The 18,919-nt window shown below is 62.3% G+C and carries 20 protein-coding genes; all 20 read right to left on the bottom strand.

Annotation, left to right across the window (positions count from 1 at the left end; all coding sequences use genetic code 11):
* Positions 1-8: 8 nt before the first annotated feature.
* On the bottom strand, positions 9-1,490 hold the full coding sequence (locus tag A9513_RS32695; RefSeq protein ID WP_226045626.1) for an efflux transporter outer membrane subunit: 1,482 nt from the start codon (positions 1,488-1,490) through the stop codon (positions 9-11).
* A 2-nt stretch (positions 1,491-1,492) separates the two neighbouring features.
* Entirely contained in the window at positions 1,493-1,966 is a 474-nt protein-coding gene (locus A9513_RS32690) for a MarR family winged helix-turn-helix transcriptional regulator (protein ID WP_065086500.1), read from the bottom strand.
* Between the two features lie 388 nt (positions 1,967-2,354).
* Complete coding sequence (locus tag A9513_RS32685) at positions 2,355-3,575, bottom strand: methyltransferase (protein WP_065086499.1); 1,221 nt, start codon at positions 3,573-3,575, stop codon at positions 2,355-2,357.
* Positions 3,576-3,641: 66 nt separating this feature from the next.
* Positions 3,642-4,334, bottom strand: coding sequence for an ABC transporter permease (locus A9513_RS32680; protein WP_024762234.1), 693 nt, complete (start codon positions 4,332-4,334; stop codon positions 3,642-3,644).
* On the bottom strand, positions 4,331-5,026 hold the full coding sequence (locus A9513_RS32675) for an ABC transporter permease (protein WP_024762235.1): 696 nt from the start codon (positions 5,024-5,026) through the stop codon (positions 4,331-4,333). The genes A9513_RS32680 and A9513_RS32675 overlap by 4 nt, the downstream gene beginning before the upstream one ends.
* Positions 5,027-5,081: 55 nt before the next feature.
* Positions 5,082-5,834, bottom strand: a complete 753-nt coding sequence (locus A9513_RS32670) for an ABC transporter substrate-binding protein (protein WP_024762236.1) — start codon at positions 5,832-5,834, stop codon at positions 5,082-5,084.
* A gap of 14 nt (positions 5,835-5,848) precedes the next feature.
* The gene (locus tag A9513_RS32665) at positions 5,849-6,622 is read right to left on the bottom strand and encodes an ABC transporter ATP-binding protein (protein ID WP_024762237.1); all 774 of its coding nucleotides are present in this window, start codon (positions 6,620-6,622) and stop codon (positions 5,849-5,851) included.
* A gap of 284 nt (positions 6,623-6,906) precedes the next feature.
* Positions 6,907-9,237: an LTA synthase family protein gene (locus A9513_RS32660; protein WP_065086498.1), complete on the bottom strand. Its 2,331-nt coding sequence runs from the start codon at positions 9,235-9,237 to the stop codon at positions 6,907-6,909.
* Between the two features lie 369 nt (positions 9,238-9,606).
* Positions 9,607-9,882, bottom strand: a complete 276-nt coding sequence (locus tag A9513_RS32655; protein ID WP_065086497.1) for a hypothetical protein — start codon at positions 9,880-9,882, stop codon at positions 9,607-9,609.
* Positions 9,882-12,371 carry a phage tail tape measure protein gene (locus A9513_RS32650; RefSeq protein WP_065086496.1) on the bottom strand — a complete coding sequence of 830 codons (2,490 nt, stop codon included), beginning with the start codon at positions 12,369-12,371 and terminating at the stop codon, positions 9,882-9,884. Before A9513_RS32650 ends, A9513_RS32655 begins: the two co-directional genes overlap by 1 nt.
* Positions 12,372-12,465: 94 nt before the next feature.
* Positions 12,466-12,666: a hypothetical protein gene (locus tag A9513_RS32645; protein WP_065086495.1), complete on the bottom strand. Its 201-nt coding sequence runs from the start codon at positions 12,664-12,666 to the stop codon at positions 12,466-12,468.
* 158 nt (positions 12,667-12,824) lie between these two features.
* On the bottom strand, positions 12,825-14,051 hold the full coding sequence (locus tag A9513_RS32640) for a phage major capsid protein (protein ID WP_169887098.1): 1,227 nt from the start codon (positions 14,049-14,051) through the stop codon (positions 12,825-12,827).
* 878 nt (positions 14,052-14,929) lie between these two features.
* Positions 14,930-15,397, bottom strand: a complete 468-nt coding sequence (locus A9513_RS32635) for a hypothetical protein (RefSeq protein ID WP_065086494.1) — start codon at positions 15,395-15,397, stop codon at positions 14,930-14,932.
* Positions 15,378-15,650 carry a hypothetical protein gene (locus tag A9513_RS32630; protein WP_065086493.1) on the bottom strand — a complete coding sequence of 91 codons (273 nt, stop codon included), beginning with the start codon at positions 15,648-15,650 and terminating at the stop codon, positions 15,378-15,380. The genes A9513_RS32635 and A9513_RS32630 overlap by 20 nt, the downstream gene beginning before the upstream one ends.
* Positions 15,647-15,925 (bottom strand): hypothetical protein, encoded by a 279-nt coding sequence (locus tag A9513_RS32625; RefSeq protein WP_065086492.1) that lies wholly within the window; start codon positions 15,923-15,925, stop codon positions 15,647-15,649. The genes A9513_RS32630 and A9513_RS32625 overlap by 4 nt, the downstream gene beginning before the upstream one ends.
* A complete protein-coding gene (locus A9513_RS32620) occupies positions 15,922-16,167 on the bottom strand; it encodes a hypothetical protein (protein ID WP_065086491.1) in 246 nt (81 codons plus the stop codon). Before A9513_RS32620 ends, A9513_RS32625 begins: the two co-directional genes overlap by 4 nt.
* 278 nt (positions 16,168-16,445) lie before the next feature.
* Entirely contained in the window at positions 16,446-16,700 is a 255-nt protein-coding gene (locus A9513_RS32615) for a hypothetical protein (RefSeq protein ID WP_226045624.1), read from the bottom strand.
* Between the two features lie 92 nt (positions 16,701-16,792).
* Entirely contained in the window at positions 16,793-17,008 is a 216-nt protein-coding gene (locus A9513_RS32610; RefSeq protein WP_065086489.1) for an AlpA family transcriptional regulator, read from the bottom strand.
* 73 nt (positions 17,009-17,081) lie between these two features.
* Positions 17,082-17,657 (bottom strand): hypothetical protein, encoded by a 576-nt coding sequence (locus A9513_RS32605; RefSeq protein WP_065086488.1) that lies wholly within the window; start codon positions 17,655-17,657, stop codon positions 17,082-17,084.
* On the bottom strand, positions 17,654-18,859 hold the full coding sequence (locus tag A9513_RS32600) for an integrase arm-type DNA-binding domain-containing protein (protein WP_065086487.1): 1,206 nt from the start codon (positions 18,857-18,859) through the stop codon (positions 17,654-17,656). Before A9513_RS32600 ends, A9513_RS32605 begins: the two co-directional genes overlap by 4 nt.
* Between the last annotated feature and the right edge of the window lie 60 nt (positions 18,860-18,919).

The following is an 18,919-nucleotide window of genomic DNA, read 5'->3' as shown; positions in this document are numbered from 1 at the left end:
TGCCTCGTTCAGTGCGCGGCGGCCGCGTTCGCCTGGGCGAGCGGGGCAGGAATGGAAGTGGTGTCGGGCTGGTAGCCACCGCCCAGGGCCTGGACCAGTTGCACCGAAAGGTCGATGCGTTGGGCGTCCAGACTGGCCAGCTGACGTTCGGCGAGGAGCAGCTGCTGCTGCACGCTGAGGGCGTCGAGGTAGTTGCCGACGCCTTCGCCGTAACGGCGCATGGCCAGGTCGAAGTTGGACTTTGCGATATCGCGGGCATCGCGCTGGTCGTCGATCTGCTGCTCCAGCGAGCGCAGCTTGCCGAGATCGTCGGTGACCTCGCCGAGAGCGCTGACCAGGGTCTTGTTGTACTGGGCGACGGCCAGGTCGTAGTCGGCGTCCTTCCCGGCCAGGTTGGTGCGCAGGCGGCCACCGTCGAAGATCGGCAGGGAGATGGCCGGCGCGATCTGGAAGAACCGGCTCGGCGCTTTCAGCACGTCGCTGGTGTGCAGAGCGGCCAGGCCGACCATCGCGCCCAGGTTCACGTTGGGATAGAACTCGGTCTTCGCCGAGTCGATGCTTTTTGATGCAGCTTCGACCCGCCAGCGCGCGGCGACGATGTCCGGGCGACGGCCCAGCAGTTCGGCCGGCAGGTTCGACGGCAAGCTCAGCGCGCCGGGCTTTAGCACCTGCGGACGCTGCAGGTCCTGGCCACGGTCCGGGCCCTGGCCGAGCAGGACGGCGAGGGCGATGCGGTCGCTGGCAATTTCCTGTTCCGCGGCGGCCAGCTGCTGCTTGGCGCTGGCGACCTGGGACTGCGTCTGTTGCAGCTGGACCTTGCTGTCGAGACCAGCGTCCATGCGTTTCTGGCTGAGCTGGAAGAGGTGCTGCGAGCGATCCAGTTCATCCTTGGCCAGGTCGCGGGCAACGAAGGCGTGGGCCAGATTGCTGTAGGCGCGGGCGACATTGGTGGAGAGCGTGATCGAGGCGGCCTGGCGGTCGACTTCGGCAGCGTTGGCCTGGCCGAGGGCGGCTTCCCAGGCGTCGCGCTGGCCGCCCCAGAGATCGAGGTCGTAGCTGAAGCTGAGCGACAGGTATTTTACCGCCGAGTAGCGACCGCCCATGGGCGCAGGAATCACGCTTTCCGGTGCGCGGATGCCGGCATAACTGGCGGTGCCCTTGACGCTGGGCATGCGCGCGGCGTCCTGCGCTTGCGCAGCGGCGATGGCCTGGCGTGCGCGGGCGCTGGCGATGTCCAGGTCTGGCGTGCCTTGCAGGGCCTCGCTGATCAGACTGTCCAGCTGCGGGTCGCCCAGGCTGATCCACCAGTGCTCGCTGGGCCAGGCAGCGGTGGACAGCGGAGTACCATCGAGGCTGACGCCAGCCTTCAGGCTGGCGGGGTCGACGGCCTTGCCACTGATGTCCAGGCCCTTGTAGCTGACGCAGCCGGACAGGCCCAGTGCGGCGACGAACACGGCGGCCGGCAGCAGGGCGATACGGAGATGGTTCATGATCATTTCTCCTGCGCCGCGCAATGGGCCGCGGCGCCGTGGGCGCGCAGGATCTTGTCGAGCAGGCCGGTGAGGGTCTGCAGTTCATCGCGGGAGAGGCCGCCGACCAGCTCGTTCATGGCTGCAGCGGCGATGCTCGGGGCTTCGTCATTCACGGCCTGTCCGGCGGGGCTCAGGCTTAGGCGCACGCTGCGTCGGTCGTTCTGGCAGGGCTCGCGGACCAGCAGGTCCTTGCGTGCCAGGCGGTCGAGCATGCGGGTCATGGACCCGCTGTCGATGGACAGCTCGCGGCACAGCTCGGCCGGGGTGTTGGCGCGGTCGTTGCCGATGAAGAACAGCACCTTGAACTGCGCGGCGGTGATGTCCAGGTGCGCCAGATGCTTGTCCAGCAGGCGATCCTTGAGGATGGCGGTGGCACCCAGCAGCTGGCCGATGGAGCCTTTGAATGGAAAATCCGCGACGTCGTAGTGATTCATGTCAAAACAGAAAGCTGCTTAGGCAGTGAAATGTTTCGAAATGATACTGCCTAGGCAGCGATTGACAAGATTAGATTGTCGCGATTACGCAACAATTCGTTCGACGAAGCGCTATTGGAGCAGGAATGGCAACAGGAATGGCTGATTTCCTACACCGCCGAAGACCTTTATGCACAAGGGGGGTAGCTTTAGGGCGCAAATCGCATATGAGATGTGATAGCAATCACGAAGTCTCATAACCCACTGTTTTTAAAAGATTAAATTTATATGTACAGAAAATGACCAGATCGCAGCGAGGCGGTCTGGGCAGTAAGGAAGGGGAGTTTTTTCCGGGGTTACGAACAGAGTTATCCACAGGGTCTGTGGGTGAAGCCCTGGAACGCCCGTCTCAGATGCGTTCGGCCAGTAATAGCAGGTTGCGAGGGGTCATCCGGGTGGCGCAGAAGGCGCCCAGGGTGGCGCGATAGCCCTGTTCCTCGAGGAATAACGCGCGATCGAGCAGCAGCCACAGCTCCATGGGGCGGCGGAACAGTCCGCGCACCAGTTCCAGGTTGCGAACCTGGGCCAGGCGTTGCCAGCCCCTGGCCTCCAGCTCCTGCCAGTCGGTGCCAGTGGGCAGGTCGAGCTCCCTGAGCGCGGCCAGGTCGCGGCAATAGTCGGCGAAGGGCTTGTCCAGCCAGGTCGGCGGCACGGAGGGAGTGGGCAGGTAGTCATTGCTGCCGCGGACTTCCCGTTGCAGCAGGTCGAAAGCCAGCCGCCGCGCCATCGAACCGTCGCGCTGGCGGCGCACGCGGGCGCCAGCGGTGACGGTTTCCGCGAGCGGCAGGCGCAGGTCGTCCCGCGAGAGCAGCAGGGTGGAGCTTTGCGCGGCGTGCGAGAGCGGCTGGTAATACTCGCTATCGATGCGGTTGTAGCAGCAGGGCGCCACGGCGAGCTGGCGGCAGCCCTGGGCGCTGGCCAGTTGCAGCAAGCGTACGTGCAGGTTGCCGCAGGCGTGCAGGGCGACGGCGGTGCGCTCGGTCTGCAGGTGCTCGCGGACGTCCGGTGCGAGCACGTCCTGCTGGTGATGCCGGGCGTGAAGCTGAAGCCGGTCGCTCAGGCGCTGGCCGTCTTCCACCAGGGCATGGTTAAACTCCAGGCTCAGCAGCGGCTTGCCGTCACGCGCCAGCAGACGGCCCAGATGGCCTTTACCGGCGCACCAGTCGAGCCATTGCTGCGGTGCTTCGGCGAAATCCAGGCGGCTGGCGAAGGCTTCGATCTGTTGCCACTTGCGGCCAGGCACATCGACGGTCAGCTGGTTCGGCAACTTGCCCAGCGGCGTTGCCGGGAGTTCGCCGACGACGGACAGCTTTGCGGCCGTGGCAGCCAATGCCGGGAAGGGCGCGGGGGCGTCGAGCTGCTCGGGCGCGTTGTGCACCGCCTCGGCGTCATCGAGGCTGCGGCTTCGCAGCCAGGCGGCCAGTTCGGGGTGTTCGCGCTCCCAGGCCAGCTCCAGCGCCGTGAAGGGTTTCGGCCGCCATAGCGCCTGATGGTCCAGCAGGAAGCCGTCCAGTGCCAGGAAGCGCTGGAGCAGGTCGGGGCCGGTCAGGGGAGTGTCGTTCGAGAGCACGGTGCGAAGCGGGAGAAAGCCACGGGGCGCGCATTATAGCGACCCCGTGGGGGAACGGCGCGCCGGTCAGCGGCCCTGCATGGAGTCGACCTTCAGCCAGCGTTCCAGCAGGCGGAAGATGCGGGTAAGCAGGAGGGTGATGACCAGGTAGAACACCCCGGCGAGGCAGAAGAACAGCATGGCCTCGTAGGTGCGCGCGATGATGGTGCGGGTCATGCCCATGATGTCGAACAGGGTCACGGTGTAGACCACGGCGCTGGCCTTGAGCATGAGGATCACCTCGTTGCTGTAGGCCGGCATGGCGATGCGCGCGGCGCGCGGCAGGATGATGTGGAACAGCGCCTGGCGGCGGGACATGCCCAGCGCGCGGGCGGCTTCCACTTCTCCGACCGGGATGGCGTGGATGGCGCCGCGCAGGATCTCCGCGATGTAGGCTGCGGTGTGTAGGGTCATGGTCAGCAGGGCGCACCAGTACGGGTCGCGCAGGTATGGCCAGAGCGGCCCCTTGCGCACGCTTTCGAACTGGGCGAAGCCGTAGTAGACGATGAACAGCTGCAGCAGCAGCGGTGTGCCGCGGAAGAAGAAGATGTAGGCGTAGGGCACGGCGCGTACGTACCAGTGCCGCGAGGCGCGGGCGATGCCCAGCGGTACGGCGAGGCACAGGCCGGCTACCACGGCGATGGCCAGCAGCTCCAGGGTCAGGGTGGCGCCCTGAAGCATCTTCGGCAGCCATTTGAGGATCAGCTCGAGATCGGTCATAGCTCGTTCCTCACGAAGCCGCGGCCGGCGCGTCGCTCAAGGAAGTGCAGGGCGGCCATGATGAAGACGGTCAGGCCCAGGTAGATGAAGGCCGCAGTCATGTAGAAGGTGAAGGGTTCCTTGGTCGCGTTGGAAGCGACCTGGGCCTTGCGCATGATTTCGTCGAGGGTGATCAGCGAGACCAGCGCGGTGTCCTTCAGCAGAATCAGGTAGAGGTTGCCCAGGCCCGGCAGCGCCACGCGCCACACTTGCGGCAGGACGATGCGCCAGAAGATGCGCGGAGCGGAGAGGCCCAGCGCCTGCCCGGCTTCGCGGTGGCCCTTGGGAATCGCCAGTAGCGCGCCACGGAACACCTCGGTGGCGTAGGCGCCGAAGCACAGGCCCAGGGCGCAGGTGCCGGCGGCGAAGGGCGACAGGGCGAATTCGGGGTAGCCGAACAGGTCACCGATGGCGTTCAGGCCGGCCACGGTGCCGAAATAGATCATCAATACCCAGAGCGTCTCGGGTACGCCGCGCACTACGGTGGTGTAGAAACCGCCGAGCATGCGCAGGAAGCCATTCTTCGAGGTCTTGGCGACGGCGCCGAGCAGGCCGAGGATCAGTCCCACGCAGACTGCGGCGAGCGAGAGCTTGAGCGTCATCCAGGTGCCGGCGATCAACTGATCGCCAAAGCCGTGCAGGTCGAAAATCATGGGGAGTCACGCCTGAAGGCGCGCGCCGCCCGGCAAGGGCGGCGCGGCACGTGCATCAGTAGATGCTGAAGGGGAAGTACTTGTCGTTGATCTTCTTGTAGGTACCGTCGTCGACGATTTCCTTCAGAGCGGCGTTCAGCTTCTCGCGCAGCGGGTCGCCCTTGCGCACGGCGATGCCGATCTTGTCGTTGTCGAATACCGGCTCGCCCTTGAACTCGAAGTCCTTGCCGGCGTCGCTCTTCAGCCAGTCGTACTGCACGAACTTGTCGGCCAGTACGCCGTCGAGGCGGCCCGAGGACAGGTCGAGGTAGGCGTTTTCCTGGGTGTCGTACAGCTTGATGGTGACGACGTCGGACATGTTGTCCTCGAGCCAGGTACCGGCGATGGTCGCGCGCTGCGCACCGATCACCTTGCCTTTCAGGTAGCCCTTGTCGGTCTTGAAGTCGGTGGACTTGGGCGCCACGAACTGCAGCTTGTTGGTGTAGTAGGGGTTGGTGAAGTCGACGGCCTGCTTGCGTTCGTCGGTGATCGACATGGAAGCGACGATGAAGTCGAATTTCTTGGCGTTCAGGGCCGGAATGATGCCGTCCCAGTCCGAAGTGACGACTTCGCATTCGGTCTTCATCTTGGCGCACAGCGCCTTGCCGATGTCGAGGTCGAAACCGACGACCTGGCCGCTGGCGTCGATACCGTTGAAGGGCGGGTAGGCGCCTTCGGTACCGATGCGCAGTTTGTCCGCGGCGATGGCCTGGCTCCCCAGTGCAAAGGTGGCCGCGATAGCCAGAACGATCTTCTTATAGTTGTTCATGCAGTGATGCTCCGTTAGCGGTGGCTGGACATGAATTGTTTACAGCGTGCCGATTGCGGGTTGTCAAATACCTGCTGCGGCGGTCCCTGCTCTTCTACCAGGCCCTGGTGGAGGAACACCACCTCGCTGGAAACCTGGCGGGCAAAGTTCATTTCGTGGGTCACCAGCAGCATGGTGCGACCCTCCTCGGCAAGCGCGCGGATTACGTTAAGCACTTCCTGGACCATTTCCGGGTCCAGTGCCGAAGTCGGCTCGTCGAAGAGGATGACCTTGGGTTGCATCGCCAGCGTACGGGCGATGGCGGCGCGCTGCTGCTGGCCGCCGGAAAGCTGTGCGGGGAAGCTGTGGCGCTTGTCGGAGATGCCGACCTTGGCCAGCAGGGCCTCGGCGATCTCGGTGGCTTCGGCCTTGGTCTTGCCCAGCACACGGCGTGGCGCCTCGATGATGTTGTCGAGGATGCTCATGTGCGGCCAGAGGTTGAAGTTCTGGAAGACGAAGCCCAGTTCGCTGCGCAGGCGATTGATCTGCTTGCCGTCCGAGGCGACCAGCGAGCCATCCTTGGATTTCTTCAGCTTGAGTTCTTCACCGGCAACCAGGATCTGGCCCTGGTGGGGGTTCTCCAGCAGGTTGATGCAGCGCAGGAACGTGGATTTACCGGAACCGGAGGAGCCGAGAATGGAAATCACATCGCCGTCGCGGGCGGTCAGGGAAATGCCTTTGAGCACTTCCAGGTCACCGTAACGCTTGTGCAGGTTACGGATTTCCAGTGCGGGTATGGCCGTGGCCATAGGGGGCTCCTCTGTTGTTATTCGGACGCTTTCGCAGCAGGTCACTGCAGAATCGGGGCCATCCTGGCGAGGGGCAACCTAACATGCACTCCAGGGTGCGCCAAGCGCCCATCTGCCGCGGTCGTCGGCTGTAGTGGCAAGTTGTCGCATTGCCGCTCGGCGTTGTCGCCTGGGCTGAACTAGCCGCGCCGGAGGAGGGTGTCCGATGGTGGCGCGGGCGCGGGATAGTGCCAGTTTAGGCCGGCAGTTAAAAGTCCGGCGGCCACTGGGGCCGCCGGTTCGGGTTACTGCATCATCTGCCGCAGCTGCGGATTCGGATCTTCCAACGCCTCGGCGGGCGTAATGTCGTCCTGGGACTCCGGCGGCTGGCTGGCCATCAGATTCGGGTGGCCGGACAGGCGCGGGACCGGCAGCGGCTTGGCGTCGGCCAGGCCGGTACCGCCGGCTTCGGTGGCATTGATCGTCGATTTGCGTGGCTGGGTCAGCACGTGGAAGTCGGTGATCTCGATGACGCCCTTGCCCTCGGCCAGCAGGTGGAAGGAGAACGCCTTGCGCGCTTCCTCGTTGTCGAAGCCGAAGGTCACTTCCAGCGGCTGGTTGCGTTTCACCAGCGGGAAGTCCGGCATCTGGATCGGCACCGGCTTCTCGAACGAGCGCGTCTTGAGTGTCACTTTCGCACCCTTGGCGTCCATCTGGATCGCCCGGATCTTCAGGCTCACCGTGGTGTGGGTGTTGGCCGGGAATTCCAGGTACTGCGCGCCGATCAGGTTGTCGGTGTACTCGTTGTCGATCTGCGGCTTCAGGCGGATGCGCTCCTTGGTCGCGAACTGGTATTCGCGGGCCGACTGCGCATTGACCACCGACTGGTCGAGGATGTCCGCGCGAGCGGTCATCAGACGGGCATCGCGGCCACTGAAGCGCCCGACGAACTTGGCGCTGTCAGCGATGAAGCCGTCACTCTGGTAGCGCCGGCAAACCTGCTGGAAGTCACACTCGGTGAAGTTGCCCTTGCCGTCGTGGTAGCGCTGCATGCCGTTGGTGAACGTCACCATCTCGCGCCCGTTGCTGTATTCGCGGAACAGGGAGCGGCCGGCAATATCCTGCGGCGCCTTGATGGCGAAGTAGTCGAGCACCGAGGATTCCATGTCGACGTGTCCGTAGACGCCAGCCTTCACCGGCGGGAGCGCGGCCTGTTCCGGTGCAAGAATCAGGTTCAGGCCCCAGGCCGAGGCAAGGCGTACGTTGTCGATGCCGTGGGATTCGTCGGAGGTGACGATCACCAGGGTGTCCTTGAGCACGCCTTTCTCTTCCAGGCCCTTGAGGAAGGCATCGACCGCGTCGTCGAGGTAGGCGACCGCTGCCTGGCGCGGCGTCGGGTACTTGGCCAGGTACTCCGGGGTGGCCGAATACGGCTGGTGGGTGCCGACGGTGAGCAGGGTGAGCATCCACGGCTGTTTCTTCTGGCGCAGCTGGCCGACATAGTCCAGCGCACCCTCGAAGAAGGCCTTGTCATCCATGCCCCAGGCGAACTCCAGGTAGGGCTTCTTCTTGAACCAATCGCGGCCCAGGGTCTTGTCGAAGCCCATGGCCGGCATGACCTTGTCCTTGGCCATGAAGCGCAGCCCGGCGCCCTGCAGGAAGTGGGTGCTGAAGCCGGCCTGGTGCATCTGCGCCGGCAGGCATTCGGCGGCGCGGGTCGGATTGCCCAGCAGCTCGACGCCCTTGGGCGTGCCGTTGTCCAGCTTGCTGTAATCGCCGCAGAGCATGGCATAGAGACCGCGGATGGTCTGGTGGCTATGCACTACGTAGTCCGGGGTGGTCATGGCGCGCTCGGCCCAGGTGCTCAGGCGCGGCATCATCGATTCTTCGTAGCTGCTGCTGAGCGCGGCCCGGTTGGTGGCCACGTAGGCGCCAGGAATACCTTCCATGGCGATGATCAGCACATTCTTCGCCTGGCCGCGACCGGCCAGCAGCGGCGTCCCGTTGAGGTCGTGCTGGGTCAGGCCGGTGACGTCCGGGCGGACTTCCGGAAGGTCGCGGTCGCGCCAGTCCTGATAGGCCATCTCGCCGCTGGTGACAGCGCGGGAGACAAGCTGGTGCGGCAGGTTGAACTGCTTCCACATTTCCGCATCGCTGGGCTGGAAGTACTGCACGGCGGCATGGCTGGCCAGCAGGACCGCCGGCACGGCATAGGCGTAGCGCGGCAGCGGCTTCTCGCGGCGGCGCCAGAGCAATGCGCTGAGCAGGATGCCGGCGCCGATCAGGATCGCCAGGTGCAGGTGGTTGAGGCCGCCGCCCTCGGTGGAGTTGGCGACGAAGGTCGGGTCGGCGAGGAAGTGCAGGTCTTCCGGCGCGGGCATGCGGCCCACGGCGCTGACCAGCTCGGCGGTGCCGATCACCGAGAGCGCCCAGACCAGCATCACCGGAATCGCGATGAACAGTCGTCGATTGTGCAGCGCGACGACCAGCAGTGTGCCGAGTGCCAGGTCCGACAGGTAGCCCAGGGCGGAGCTCCAGCCAAGGCTGTAGCGGCCGATCAGCGGGATCAGCAGGAAAAGGGCAGACAGAGAAACCAGGTTGCCCCGGGAATTCCACCAGCTAATGAGTTTGCGCACAGTGACTCCGCTACCAAACATCGAATCCCGGAGGGTATCCCACTCAAAGTGTGGAAATCGTCCGGATGGTCATGATTCTGAAAGATCGGTGTGCTATGTGCCAGTAGACACTGAACTTAAGCAAACATTCGATACGAATCGTGGGAGCGTGCCGGGGCGGGGGAGTGACTTGTTCGGACGGGAATGAAAAAGCCCCTGAAATCTCTCGATTTCAGGGGCTTTTCGGAAGGCTTGGTGCCAGGGACGGAATCGAACTTTTCCCTACAGGCGTTGGGCTGCAACGACTTCGCTGTTCATTCGCTGTGATCTACTCACAAATCTACTCACATTTGTGAAAGTTACACCTTGCATGGGGTGCAAGGCGGCCCATTACTGAGTACCCAGCCGGCGGCGATCAAGCTCTTCGCGCATCCATTGGCTGATGCTGTCCTCACCTGGCACATGGGCCTCGCGGTATTTCATGTTCACATCGTCGGAGTTCGCGGCGATGATCCGCACAAAGCCGCCAGCCGGGACGACTGAAATAACCCTGGTTCCACTAGCCACACATACCTCTATCTCTAGCGGGCCAGGATTGTTGTTCGTGAATGTCCAGATGACGCAGCCGTTAACGTTCTCGTCGGTTATTTCAGGTGGATTACTCATCAGGTGTATCTCTCCGAATTGTTCACAATTCTGGCGATTTGGCGGGCAGCCTTGGCGTTCGCTGCTTGCTGGCTTCTGGCGTCGGTGGTGGTTTGGTAGAAGTTGTTCGTGATGCTGGAGTTGCGACCACCGCCGTTTGCCATACCGGCCTGAACTCGTTCAAGGGTTCTGTCCAGCTTCGCACTGGTCTCAGCGGTGGTGACGCGCTCGCCCTTCTCCAAGTTCCAGGTGCCGGAGACGGGCACCTTGTCGATGCCGTCGTGGGCCATCCCTGCGAGGGCAGACGTGCCGACGGCGATGGCGACAGGCTCGGTGATCGCAAGGGCGGCGGCCATTGCACCAGGGGCCAGGGCCGGACCCACGATTGGGATAGCCGCTGTGGACGCGAATGCGGCAAGTCCGGCCTGCAAGGAGGTTGCCTGTGCGTTTGCCGCCATGGTGGCTGCTGCGCTCATCTGCGTGGTGCGGCCAAAAACGAGCTGGATGGCCTGAGCCACCAACCACTGCGCAGCCATGTCGGCAATTGCCTTGACGATGGTTTGCCCGATAGTGACCGCCAGGTTGCCCAGCGAATCACTCAACGTCTCGGTGCCGGTGAAAACGTCGTAGATGCTGTCGCTAAGTGCGCTGGTGGCGCCACCCAAGATGCCAGTGATCGCATCCGCGGCGATCTGGTAGTGGTTCTCGGCGCTGTCGACGTAGTTCTGGAAGGCCTCATCTACCCCTTTCATCCAGTCGGCCTGGGCTTCGTCAGCGCGTTCGTAATAGCCTTCCTGAATCTTCAGGCGCTTTTCCATCGCGGCCTGGATGATCTCGTTTTCCTCGTCGTACAGTTCCTTCGTAATCTCGCCGGAGTTGTACTGCTCATTGAGGTCAGCAAGCTTCTCGTTGTAGGTCTGCTTGATCTGGAGCATTTCCTGCAGACGGCTCCGGTACTTCTCCCCCATGCCGGCGCCGGCCAGGTCTATATCCAGACCAGCAGCTGCGGTGCTGTTCTCTTGATCAAGATTTGACCCAAATGCAGCCGCCTTAGCAGCGTCCTCGTTCGCCTTTTTCAGCTTCTGCAGGCGGTCGAGCTCGGCGGCCAGGCCATTGAGGCGTTCCTGCTGCTGGGCATTGATGCCCTTCAGTTTGCCCGACTCGATCTCGAACTGAAGCTTGGCGACCTCGGTGGCATCCTTGCGCTTATCGACCTCGGTGTTGATCAGGGCGATCTGCCGCTCGTAGCCGGTCTCGGCATCGTCGAAGCGCTTCTGCAAGGCCTTGGCGGCCTGCTCTGCCGCCTTCGCGGCGGCCTGCTCTTCTTGGGTGGTCGCACGGAAGGTACCCGGCTTATTGCTGAGCTTATTCAGCTCATCCATCACCCCGGCAATCTGCTTCACGAATCCGTTCGTGCCGCCCGTTCCGGCCTTGTCGATATTTTCGATGTAGCCAGCCCACTTCAGGGTTTCCGCCCGAAGGTCTTCACCAACGCCCTCAGCCGTAGATTTGATGCCATCCCAGTTCTTGGCCAATCGAACGCCGAGGGCCGCCGGTCCCATAGCAAGATCAGTCCAGTCGGCATCCTTGAAGCCGGAAGCAGCCACTGCGGCAGCACCACCGATTGCCTTTCCCATGAGGTCGAACGCACCCACGGCTCCTACGGCGGCCTTCGCCATCCACTTGATCGTCGTCACCACCGTCTCGCCAACGGTGACCATCACGGTTCCCTGCTTCGATACTCCGAAGAGATCGTCTGCAAAATCACTCAGTACCGGCAGGAGCTGAGAAACCAATTGGTTTTTGAGGCCCGCTGTACTCTGCTCGATCAGCCAGGTCGCGGCCTTCAGTTCATTTGCCGACTTGATCGTCTTCTCATCCATGATCGCGCCGGCAGCTTCGGCCGCATCGCCGAGCATGGTGAAACCTTCTGAATTGTTCCGGAGCAGCGGCAGCAGAGAAGTTGCGTCACTGGCGATTGCCTCCATGTAGAAGGTCATGTCGGCCTGACTGACGTTCGCCTTCTCCAGGCTATGGACGTAAAGGCCGAGCGCCTGCGGGCCGGAAAGGTTACGGAAATCGTCAGCGGTGACACCGACCTTCGGAGCAATGTTGGTGAAGAAGTCGGCGAGCGCGCCGCCTCCAGTGTTTAGGAAGTCACCTACCTTGTCGTTCACGTCCTTGAAGATGTCGGCAAGTTTCTCTTGCTCAATCCCCACCACCTTTGCACCAGCCGCGTACTTCTGGAATTCGGTGGTGCTGGTGTTGGCCACGCTGGAGAGATTCGAAATCTCTTTCGCCGAATTGATGGCGCCGACGGTAATCGCGCCCAGCGCAGTTACCCCGGCTGCGATGCCGGCACCAATTGCCACACCTGCAGCCTTGGCGTTCTTCTCAACCTCCTTACGCCACTTCGCCGAGCTGCGCTCGGCCGCGTCCATGCCCTGGACGAAGCCGCTGACTTTTGCTACGAGATCAAGAGTCAACACCCCCAACGACTTGCTGGCCATGGCGGCCTCCTAGAAACCTGAATTCTGTGGAAATGGAAAAAAGGGTTCGGGCGCGGTGTCCGAGGGGGGAGAGCTGAACTTTCTCCCCGCCCCGTCAGTAACCCGGATTGACCGCGGGCGGATTGGCCCGCAGATGCTCCAGGGCGTCTGTCGGGCTCATGCCTTTTGCCAACAGCTCGTCGATCTCACGGCGCAGGCGCTCGCGCTGGGTGACCTCATGGAGCAGGGCGCGGGCGTGGGCCAGATGATTGAGTGCGCGCTGGACGTGCTTGGGCAGTTCGTTGGTGGTGGTCATTGGTTCTCTCCCGAGTATTGGTAAAAGGCCCGCCTGGCGCGGGCCTAGTGCCTGATCACTGCGATCCTCCTTACAGCTCAGGCTGCGGCGGTTTTCTTGACCGTGGCACTCACCGCTAATCCACGCCGAGCCCGTCGCGAGACAGGCCCGGTCTGCTATCAGCTGCTGGTGGCGTCTTCCAGGTCCACCAGGTAGATGGCTTGGCCATCGAGGACTTCCAGGCCGGCACGCAGTTCACCCAGGATCAGCACCAGATTGCGGGTGAAGTAGTCCTTGTGGCTGTTGCTCACCATCACGTTGGCGGCCTCACGGTCCAGGACAGTGATGTATGCGGTATCGAGCACCAGCACCTGGCCCTGAGGGATCTTGCTGCTGGTCACGACAGGGCTGTTCCACAGCGTCATGCCGGCCGGGGAGAGCGGGCTGCCGAACTGGTAGTTGCCGTCGGCGTCCTTGGTGATACCCAGCTTCAGCCAATCCCACACGTTCATCACGATGACGTTCGGGTTGTAGCCGTTGGCGCGCATTGCGGTGACGGTCTCGCCGATGCGATCGGCGGGCGTGGTGGTAAGCGACGGAACCATCACTGTGGCCAGGTGCAGAAGGCCCTCGATGTCGTCGCCACCCTGGCCGTTCAGGATGTGGTCCTCCAGCTTGCTCATCACCTTGGAGCGGATCACCAAGTCGATTTGGCTCTGCAGGGCGCCGTTGTCAGACAGAACCTGCTTGGACGCGGTGGTGTGGCCGGCCACGGTGATGACGTCGGCACGGACCAAGGTGCCCTCGAAGTCCAGTTCAGATTTCTCGTCGCCTTCCTTGACCTGCTGGGCAGCATCGCCGGTGACGTTCAGGCGGACGTGCTCAACGGCATCGCTGGTGGTCGGGCGGGACGGCAGCACCTGGATCAGGCTCAGAGGCGGCAGTACCGGGCCGACGATGCCGGAGCGTTCCGGGTTGCTCGGCATGGTGCTGCTGTTCGAATCGCCGCGGCCTTCGGTGACGATGGCGCGGATGCTGGCGCTGAGCTTGGTACGAGCGGTGCCGTGGTTCCATTCCTTCAGCGCGGCGAAGGCGGTGGACTCACCCAGGGAGCGGACGACCTCGCCGGACACGTCGCGCAGGGTGCCGTGCTGACGCTGTTGGCCGTCACCACCAGCCAGGAAGGACTGTTCCAGGGCCAGCAGTCGGGAATTCACTTCAGCGCCGTGCTGCTTGATGGCTTGGTTGCTTTCGGTGAAGGCCTTGAGGGTTTCGCTCAGGTCATTCCCCAGGGCGCTGACCTCTTCGCTAATGGCCGCCAGAACGCGGGGATCGGCAGCGCCGCCAGCATTCAGATGGGCGCGCAGTCGGCTGGTTCGAGCAGCAACGGTCTCATGGGTGGGCATATCAGGGACTCCAGTCAGATAGGGAGATGGGCTTTCACCCGTCCCGCCAGCGCCAAGCATGACGGAGCCCCAGCGCCAAGCATGAGGCTATGGCAACCAATCTACGCGCGCGCCAATCCCCTGATCTACTGGTGGTTTTTGGTGTTTGTCCCGTACTGTCCCGTACCGTTTCAGAGCCTGGATTCATCCGACGAACGGTATTGGTGGCGAGCATTGAACAGATCGAGATACCCGGAATCCCGGGGATTTAAATCCCTCTGATCAGAGGGATTTAAAGGTGAGGTGGGGTCACTTTTGATACCGGATTTTCCGGTATCAGCCATCGTCACCAGGCGTACACGTTTCGTGCTGGTAAAGCCGGGATTCCGACCTTTAGGAAAAGGGGAGGATCTGCCCACTTTCCAATCCGGGGCGGAAACCCGGAAGAAACCCAGCCGGTTAGCACTGGGTTCCAAGTTTCGTTTGAAACGGCAGTTCGGAAGGGTAGCATTTGAAACGCGGACCTTTGGGACGACTGGCGGCCGGTTGGCCCTCGCTTCCTTTTGAAAGGGAAGCGAGCCCCTCACTGAGACCAAATCGCCACACTCGGAAAGCCTGGTCCGGCGCTGAACACGTTCCAGGAACGGGTAAACCTGCGCCACACCCTGTCCCGCGCAGGAATCTGCAGTCAGGTCGGACGAAAATCAGAGGTCGGAAATTTCGAGTCGTCGGGCCGCGCGCACTTCTGAGCCCTCTTTGGAGCCCTTTCCAAGGGCAGTAGATTGGAGATGGCCATGGCTGCGCCCTGGTATATCTAAGAAGGAGTACAGTTTCTGTACCAAGTGAAACCCCTCCATCGGTACAGTTTCTGTACCCATGAGCGTGTTTTTCATGGTCCGTCAGGCCTCCATCGGTACAGTTTCTGTACCCTGTCGGTACAGTTTCTGTACCGGGTGTTTTGCTCTTTCGAGGCTGAATTTCCGCGGCGGGGTGGTGGTCGGCGATAGCTCGATCTTTCCATCGCACGGATCGATGGGGCGCCAGGTGATCGCGTACAGCGCGCAGCAGCCACCTGGCTTGATGAACCTGCCTTCCCGGGTGCGCACGATCAGATCGCGCTCCTGGAGCTCTTCCAGGGCCTTGGCGAGGGTGGCCTTGCTGCCGATACCCCATTCGCTAGCGCTGGCGAAGGTGGCGCTGAGGTCGCCGTTGTTCGCGCCGCGGTACTGCCGGAGCAAGCCCAGCAGCACCTTGAGCGCGCCACCTGATAGTGTCCGGAAGTCTTCGCTGTCCATCACCGCGTGGGGAATGGCAGCGAAGGTTCCGGATTCTCGGCGGCCCTTCGACTTAGCGAGGGTTCGGGCCACTGGCACCGTCCTCGTACTGCTGGACCTTCTTCAGATGCTCTTCGAACCGCTCGCCGGTTTCACACAGGCCGCCAGCAATGACCTGCAGAGCAGAGAGCAGGCCGCCGAGCTCGTACTCGCGGAGGAACGCTTGATTGGAGTCATCGGACTTGCGACAGATGTCTTCCAGGATCAGCTTGCCGATAGTGTCGATGGCGTAACCGGCGTCGCGCATGAGCTTTGCCGACTCATGGCCGAGGGGATAGACAGTCATTGCTCATCCTCCTTCTCCGCCACGTCGAGCTCGTTTTGCATGTCCCTTGCCCGAGTTTCCGAGTAGGTGCAAAGTTCGTTGGCGAGATAGCAGGCGAGGCCAGCCAGATCGCGAGCATGCGACACGCGAGCACCGAGCAACGCACTTCCACCCTCCAGTGTGTTGTCGATGGCGCAAGCCAGCGCGTTGAGCCAGCGAGCCTGCTCCACGCAATAGCGGGCGTGCTCGATTGCATCAAACGCTACCAAGGAAATCTTCTGAGATTGAGTATTCATTTGGCACCGCCTTGCGCTTCCAGAGCGGCGGCAATCTCTTCACAGGCATCGGCCCAGGCATCCCCTTCCAGGTTCTCCAGCCAATCGCAGGCGTTGGGCTGGGCTTCAAGGGAGCGCTGGATAGCGCGGTGGTGGTTGTAGCGTTTGAGTCGAACGGCGAGGGAGGTATTGCTGTGCAGAGCAGCAAGGGCCATTGCCCGGTGGGCAGAGGCGCGTGCTTTGGACTGATTGCGGGTGGTCATGGATGACACTCCTGTGTAATTGGAGCTGCCACCGCTCGCGGCCAAGCGAGTGAGGGAGGCAGCAGTACGCGGGTTGGCCGACCGGGTACACAGGCTCCCGGCACACCCGAAGGTGTCCCACGCACTGCTGCCATAACACGGCATTGCGGACGCAAAAAAAGCGCCTGCAATGGTGTGTTGGGCGCTGGTGCGCCTGTGTATATTCGACCGGCCAAGGTCGGTCACGGGATTTACCGTGACCACCTCACGATAGCGGGAGGAAGGGCTGAGCGCAAGAGTCATGCGGCAGCCCTCCGGTTGATGGCCATCATCGCCAGCGCACGGTGGGCACGCTTGAGCTGGGATGCGGGGATGCTATAGCGGATGACGTCGCAGCCTTTGCCCCAGCGGGTGGGCACGCGCTCAGGCTGGCGCTGGAACTCGATGCCCCAGTTGTGGGCCAGAGCGCTAATGGTGGAGTTAAGGCAGTGGTCGCCGATGCGCTCGGCTTCGAAGCGATTGAGGGAGCCGCCGGCCACCAGGAAGGCGAGCACGCGGCTCAGCTTGGTGGGAGCGTTGGCGACTGTGATAGTATTACGTTGCGAATTTTGAGGGCTGGCCTGTTGGTCGGCCTTTTTTTTGTCCATTAGGCTGCCACCCCGCGAGCTTCAGCGATGCGGGAATCCATCCAGGCACGAACTTCTTCTTCGGCCCATACGACGGTCATCGGGCCGAGATTGATCTGAGCGGGGAAGGTGCCAGCAGCGATCCGGCGATACAGATCGGACTTGCTGAGCGAGGTGATGGAGAGCACTTCTTTGATGCGGATGAAGCGCCGGGGCTGGGTAGTTTTGTCTGCCATCGCACTAGCCTCCTTGGGGCTGGTTGGGAGCGATGGGCAAATGCTGTTGGTTGAGGCTGGAAACTAAGGGGGGTTACCTTCCAGCTTTGCGAGCAGGGCGGTAATAAATTTTTAGAAAGGTGCTTTTCTTGAGTGACCCAAGTTCCTTCCTGGAGTTGTCGTCAACCGCAATCACGCTGTCGCCGTCGATATAGACCTCGAAGTCGAATTCGTCCGCCTCGAACAGCCATGGGTTATCGGCGCTGGGTAACGCCTGCCAGGCTGATTCCGCGCTGGCATGTCTTGTGCTGGCGAGTCTTTTAGCGACTGCTTTTGCCCATTTGCGTTTTTTGTGTCGGCAACCGCCATTGGCTCCATGGCGCTTCGATGCTTCAGCCGTTTTCAGCGCGGGCCAGACCAAAAGGAGTCGGTTGATGTTTACGATGCAGGCCATTAGCTCCGCTGCTGAGCGGGTGTCAGATGCGGCTAGAGGGGCGAGGGCGATTATCCGCTGCGACAGGGCAGAGAGATTGCCGGGCAGTCCTTCACGCTCGAGGTAAAGCGTATCGGCGAGTAGTCGAGCGTTTTCTACAACTCCATCCAGGGCGCCAGGCGCTGCAAAGTCAGCGGGGGCCAGGAAGGTAATAGCCTTCACTTTTATCCCGCTCATGCGCGCCTGATGCTCACTACGTTAGCGCCAGCGCATAGTGCGTCGATCTCGTCCGCCCAGGCTTGCATCATTCCCCGGCGCTGCTCCAAGTAGCTGGCGTGGTTGTAGGTGTCGCGGATCTCGTTTTCATCGCCGTGGGCCAACTGACGCTCAATCCAATCACGATTGTAACCGCGGTTGTTCAGCTCGGTACTCAGCAGGTGACGGAATCCGTGGCCCGTTTGCCGTCCCTCGTAGCCGAGATTGCGCAGCGCCTTGTTGACGGTGTTCTCGGATAGCGGCCGGCCAGGGTTGGCCTTGCCAGCGAAAGCAAGGCCATAGCGTCCGGTGATTTCTTGTAGGTTACGAAGCAGTTCCACGGCCTGGGTTGGCAGGGGGACGATGTGCGGGCGCCTGGCCTTCATTCTGGCTGCTGGGATGGTCCAGGTAGCGGCATCAGGATCGAACTCAGACCAGGGAGCCTGACGTAGTTCTCCGGGGCGTACGCCGGTCAGCAGTAAAAGGCGAATGGCAATCTTGGTGGTCTGGTCGCACCTAGCTCCAGCCAACTTTTCCAGCAATTCGGGAATTTCACTCAGTGGGATATGGGGATGATGCTTCGCCCGGGGTGCGTGGGCGGCGACCACATCCAGATCGGTAGCCGGGTTGGTGGTGACTACTCCCTTGGCCAGGCCGAAGCGGAAAATCTGATTCAGCCACTGGCGAATCTTGCCGGCCGCGTTCAGGGTTCCTCGTGCTTCGACCTTACGGACCAGCTCTACCACCTCCGGTCTGGTGATCTCCGACGCCGGCCGCTTGCCGATCACTGGGATGATGTCGTTGTCCAAGTACAGGCGCGCCTTGTAGGCGGTGGCGTCTGCCCATCGAGGGGCGCTGTAGGCGTACCACTCGTTGGCCAGTTTCTCGAAGGTGTACGCCTCGGCCTCTCTGGCGCGTTTCTCGGCCTGTTTGTGCTTGGATGGATCTACCCCAGCGGCAACCTGTGATCGTGCAACGTCGCGCAATTCTCGCGCCTTGGCGAGCGTGACGGCCGGGTAGGAGCCCAGGCTGATCATCTTAGGCTTACCGGCGAAGCGATAGCGGAAGCGCCAGAGCTTACTGCCGGTGGGAGGGATTTCGAGGCTCAGGCCCAGGGTGTCGGAGAGGCGATAGAGCCTCTCGCGGGGCTTGGCGGTACGGGCTGCGGAGTCGGTGAGAGGCACGGATATCCCCGGAAAGCCACGCCGGGCGCCGGATAGGCATCCGGGTGTGAGTAGAAATTC

Origin of the sequence: Pseudomonas sp. AU12215 (genome assembly GCF_001675465.2) — a bacterium.
Taxonomy (GTDB): domain Bacteria; phylum Pseudomonadota; class Gammaproteobacteria; order Pseudomonadales; family Pseudomonadaceae; genus Pseudomonas; species Pseudomonas nitroreducens.
Note: the sequence above shows the minus strand (reverse complement) of the source record. Positions and strands in the feature narration are given on the sequence as shown.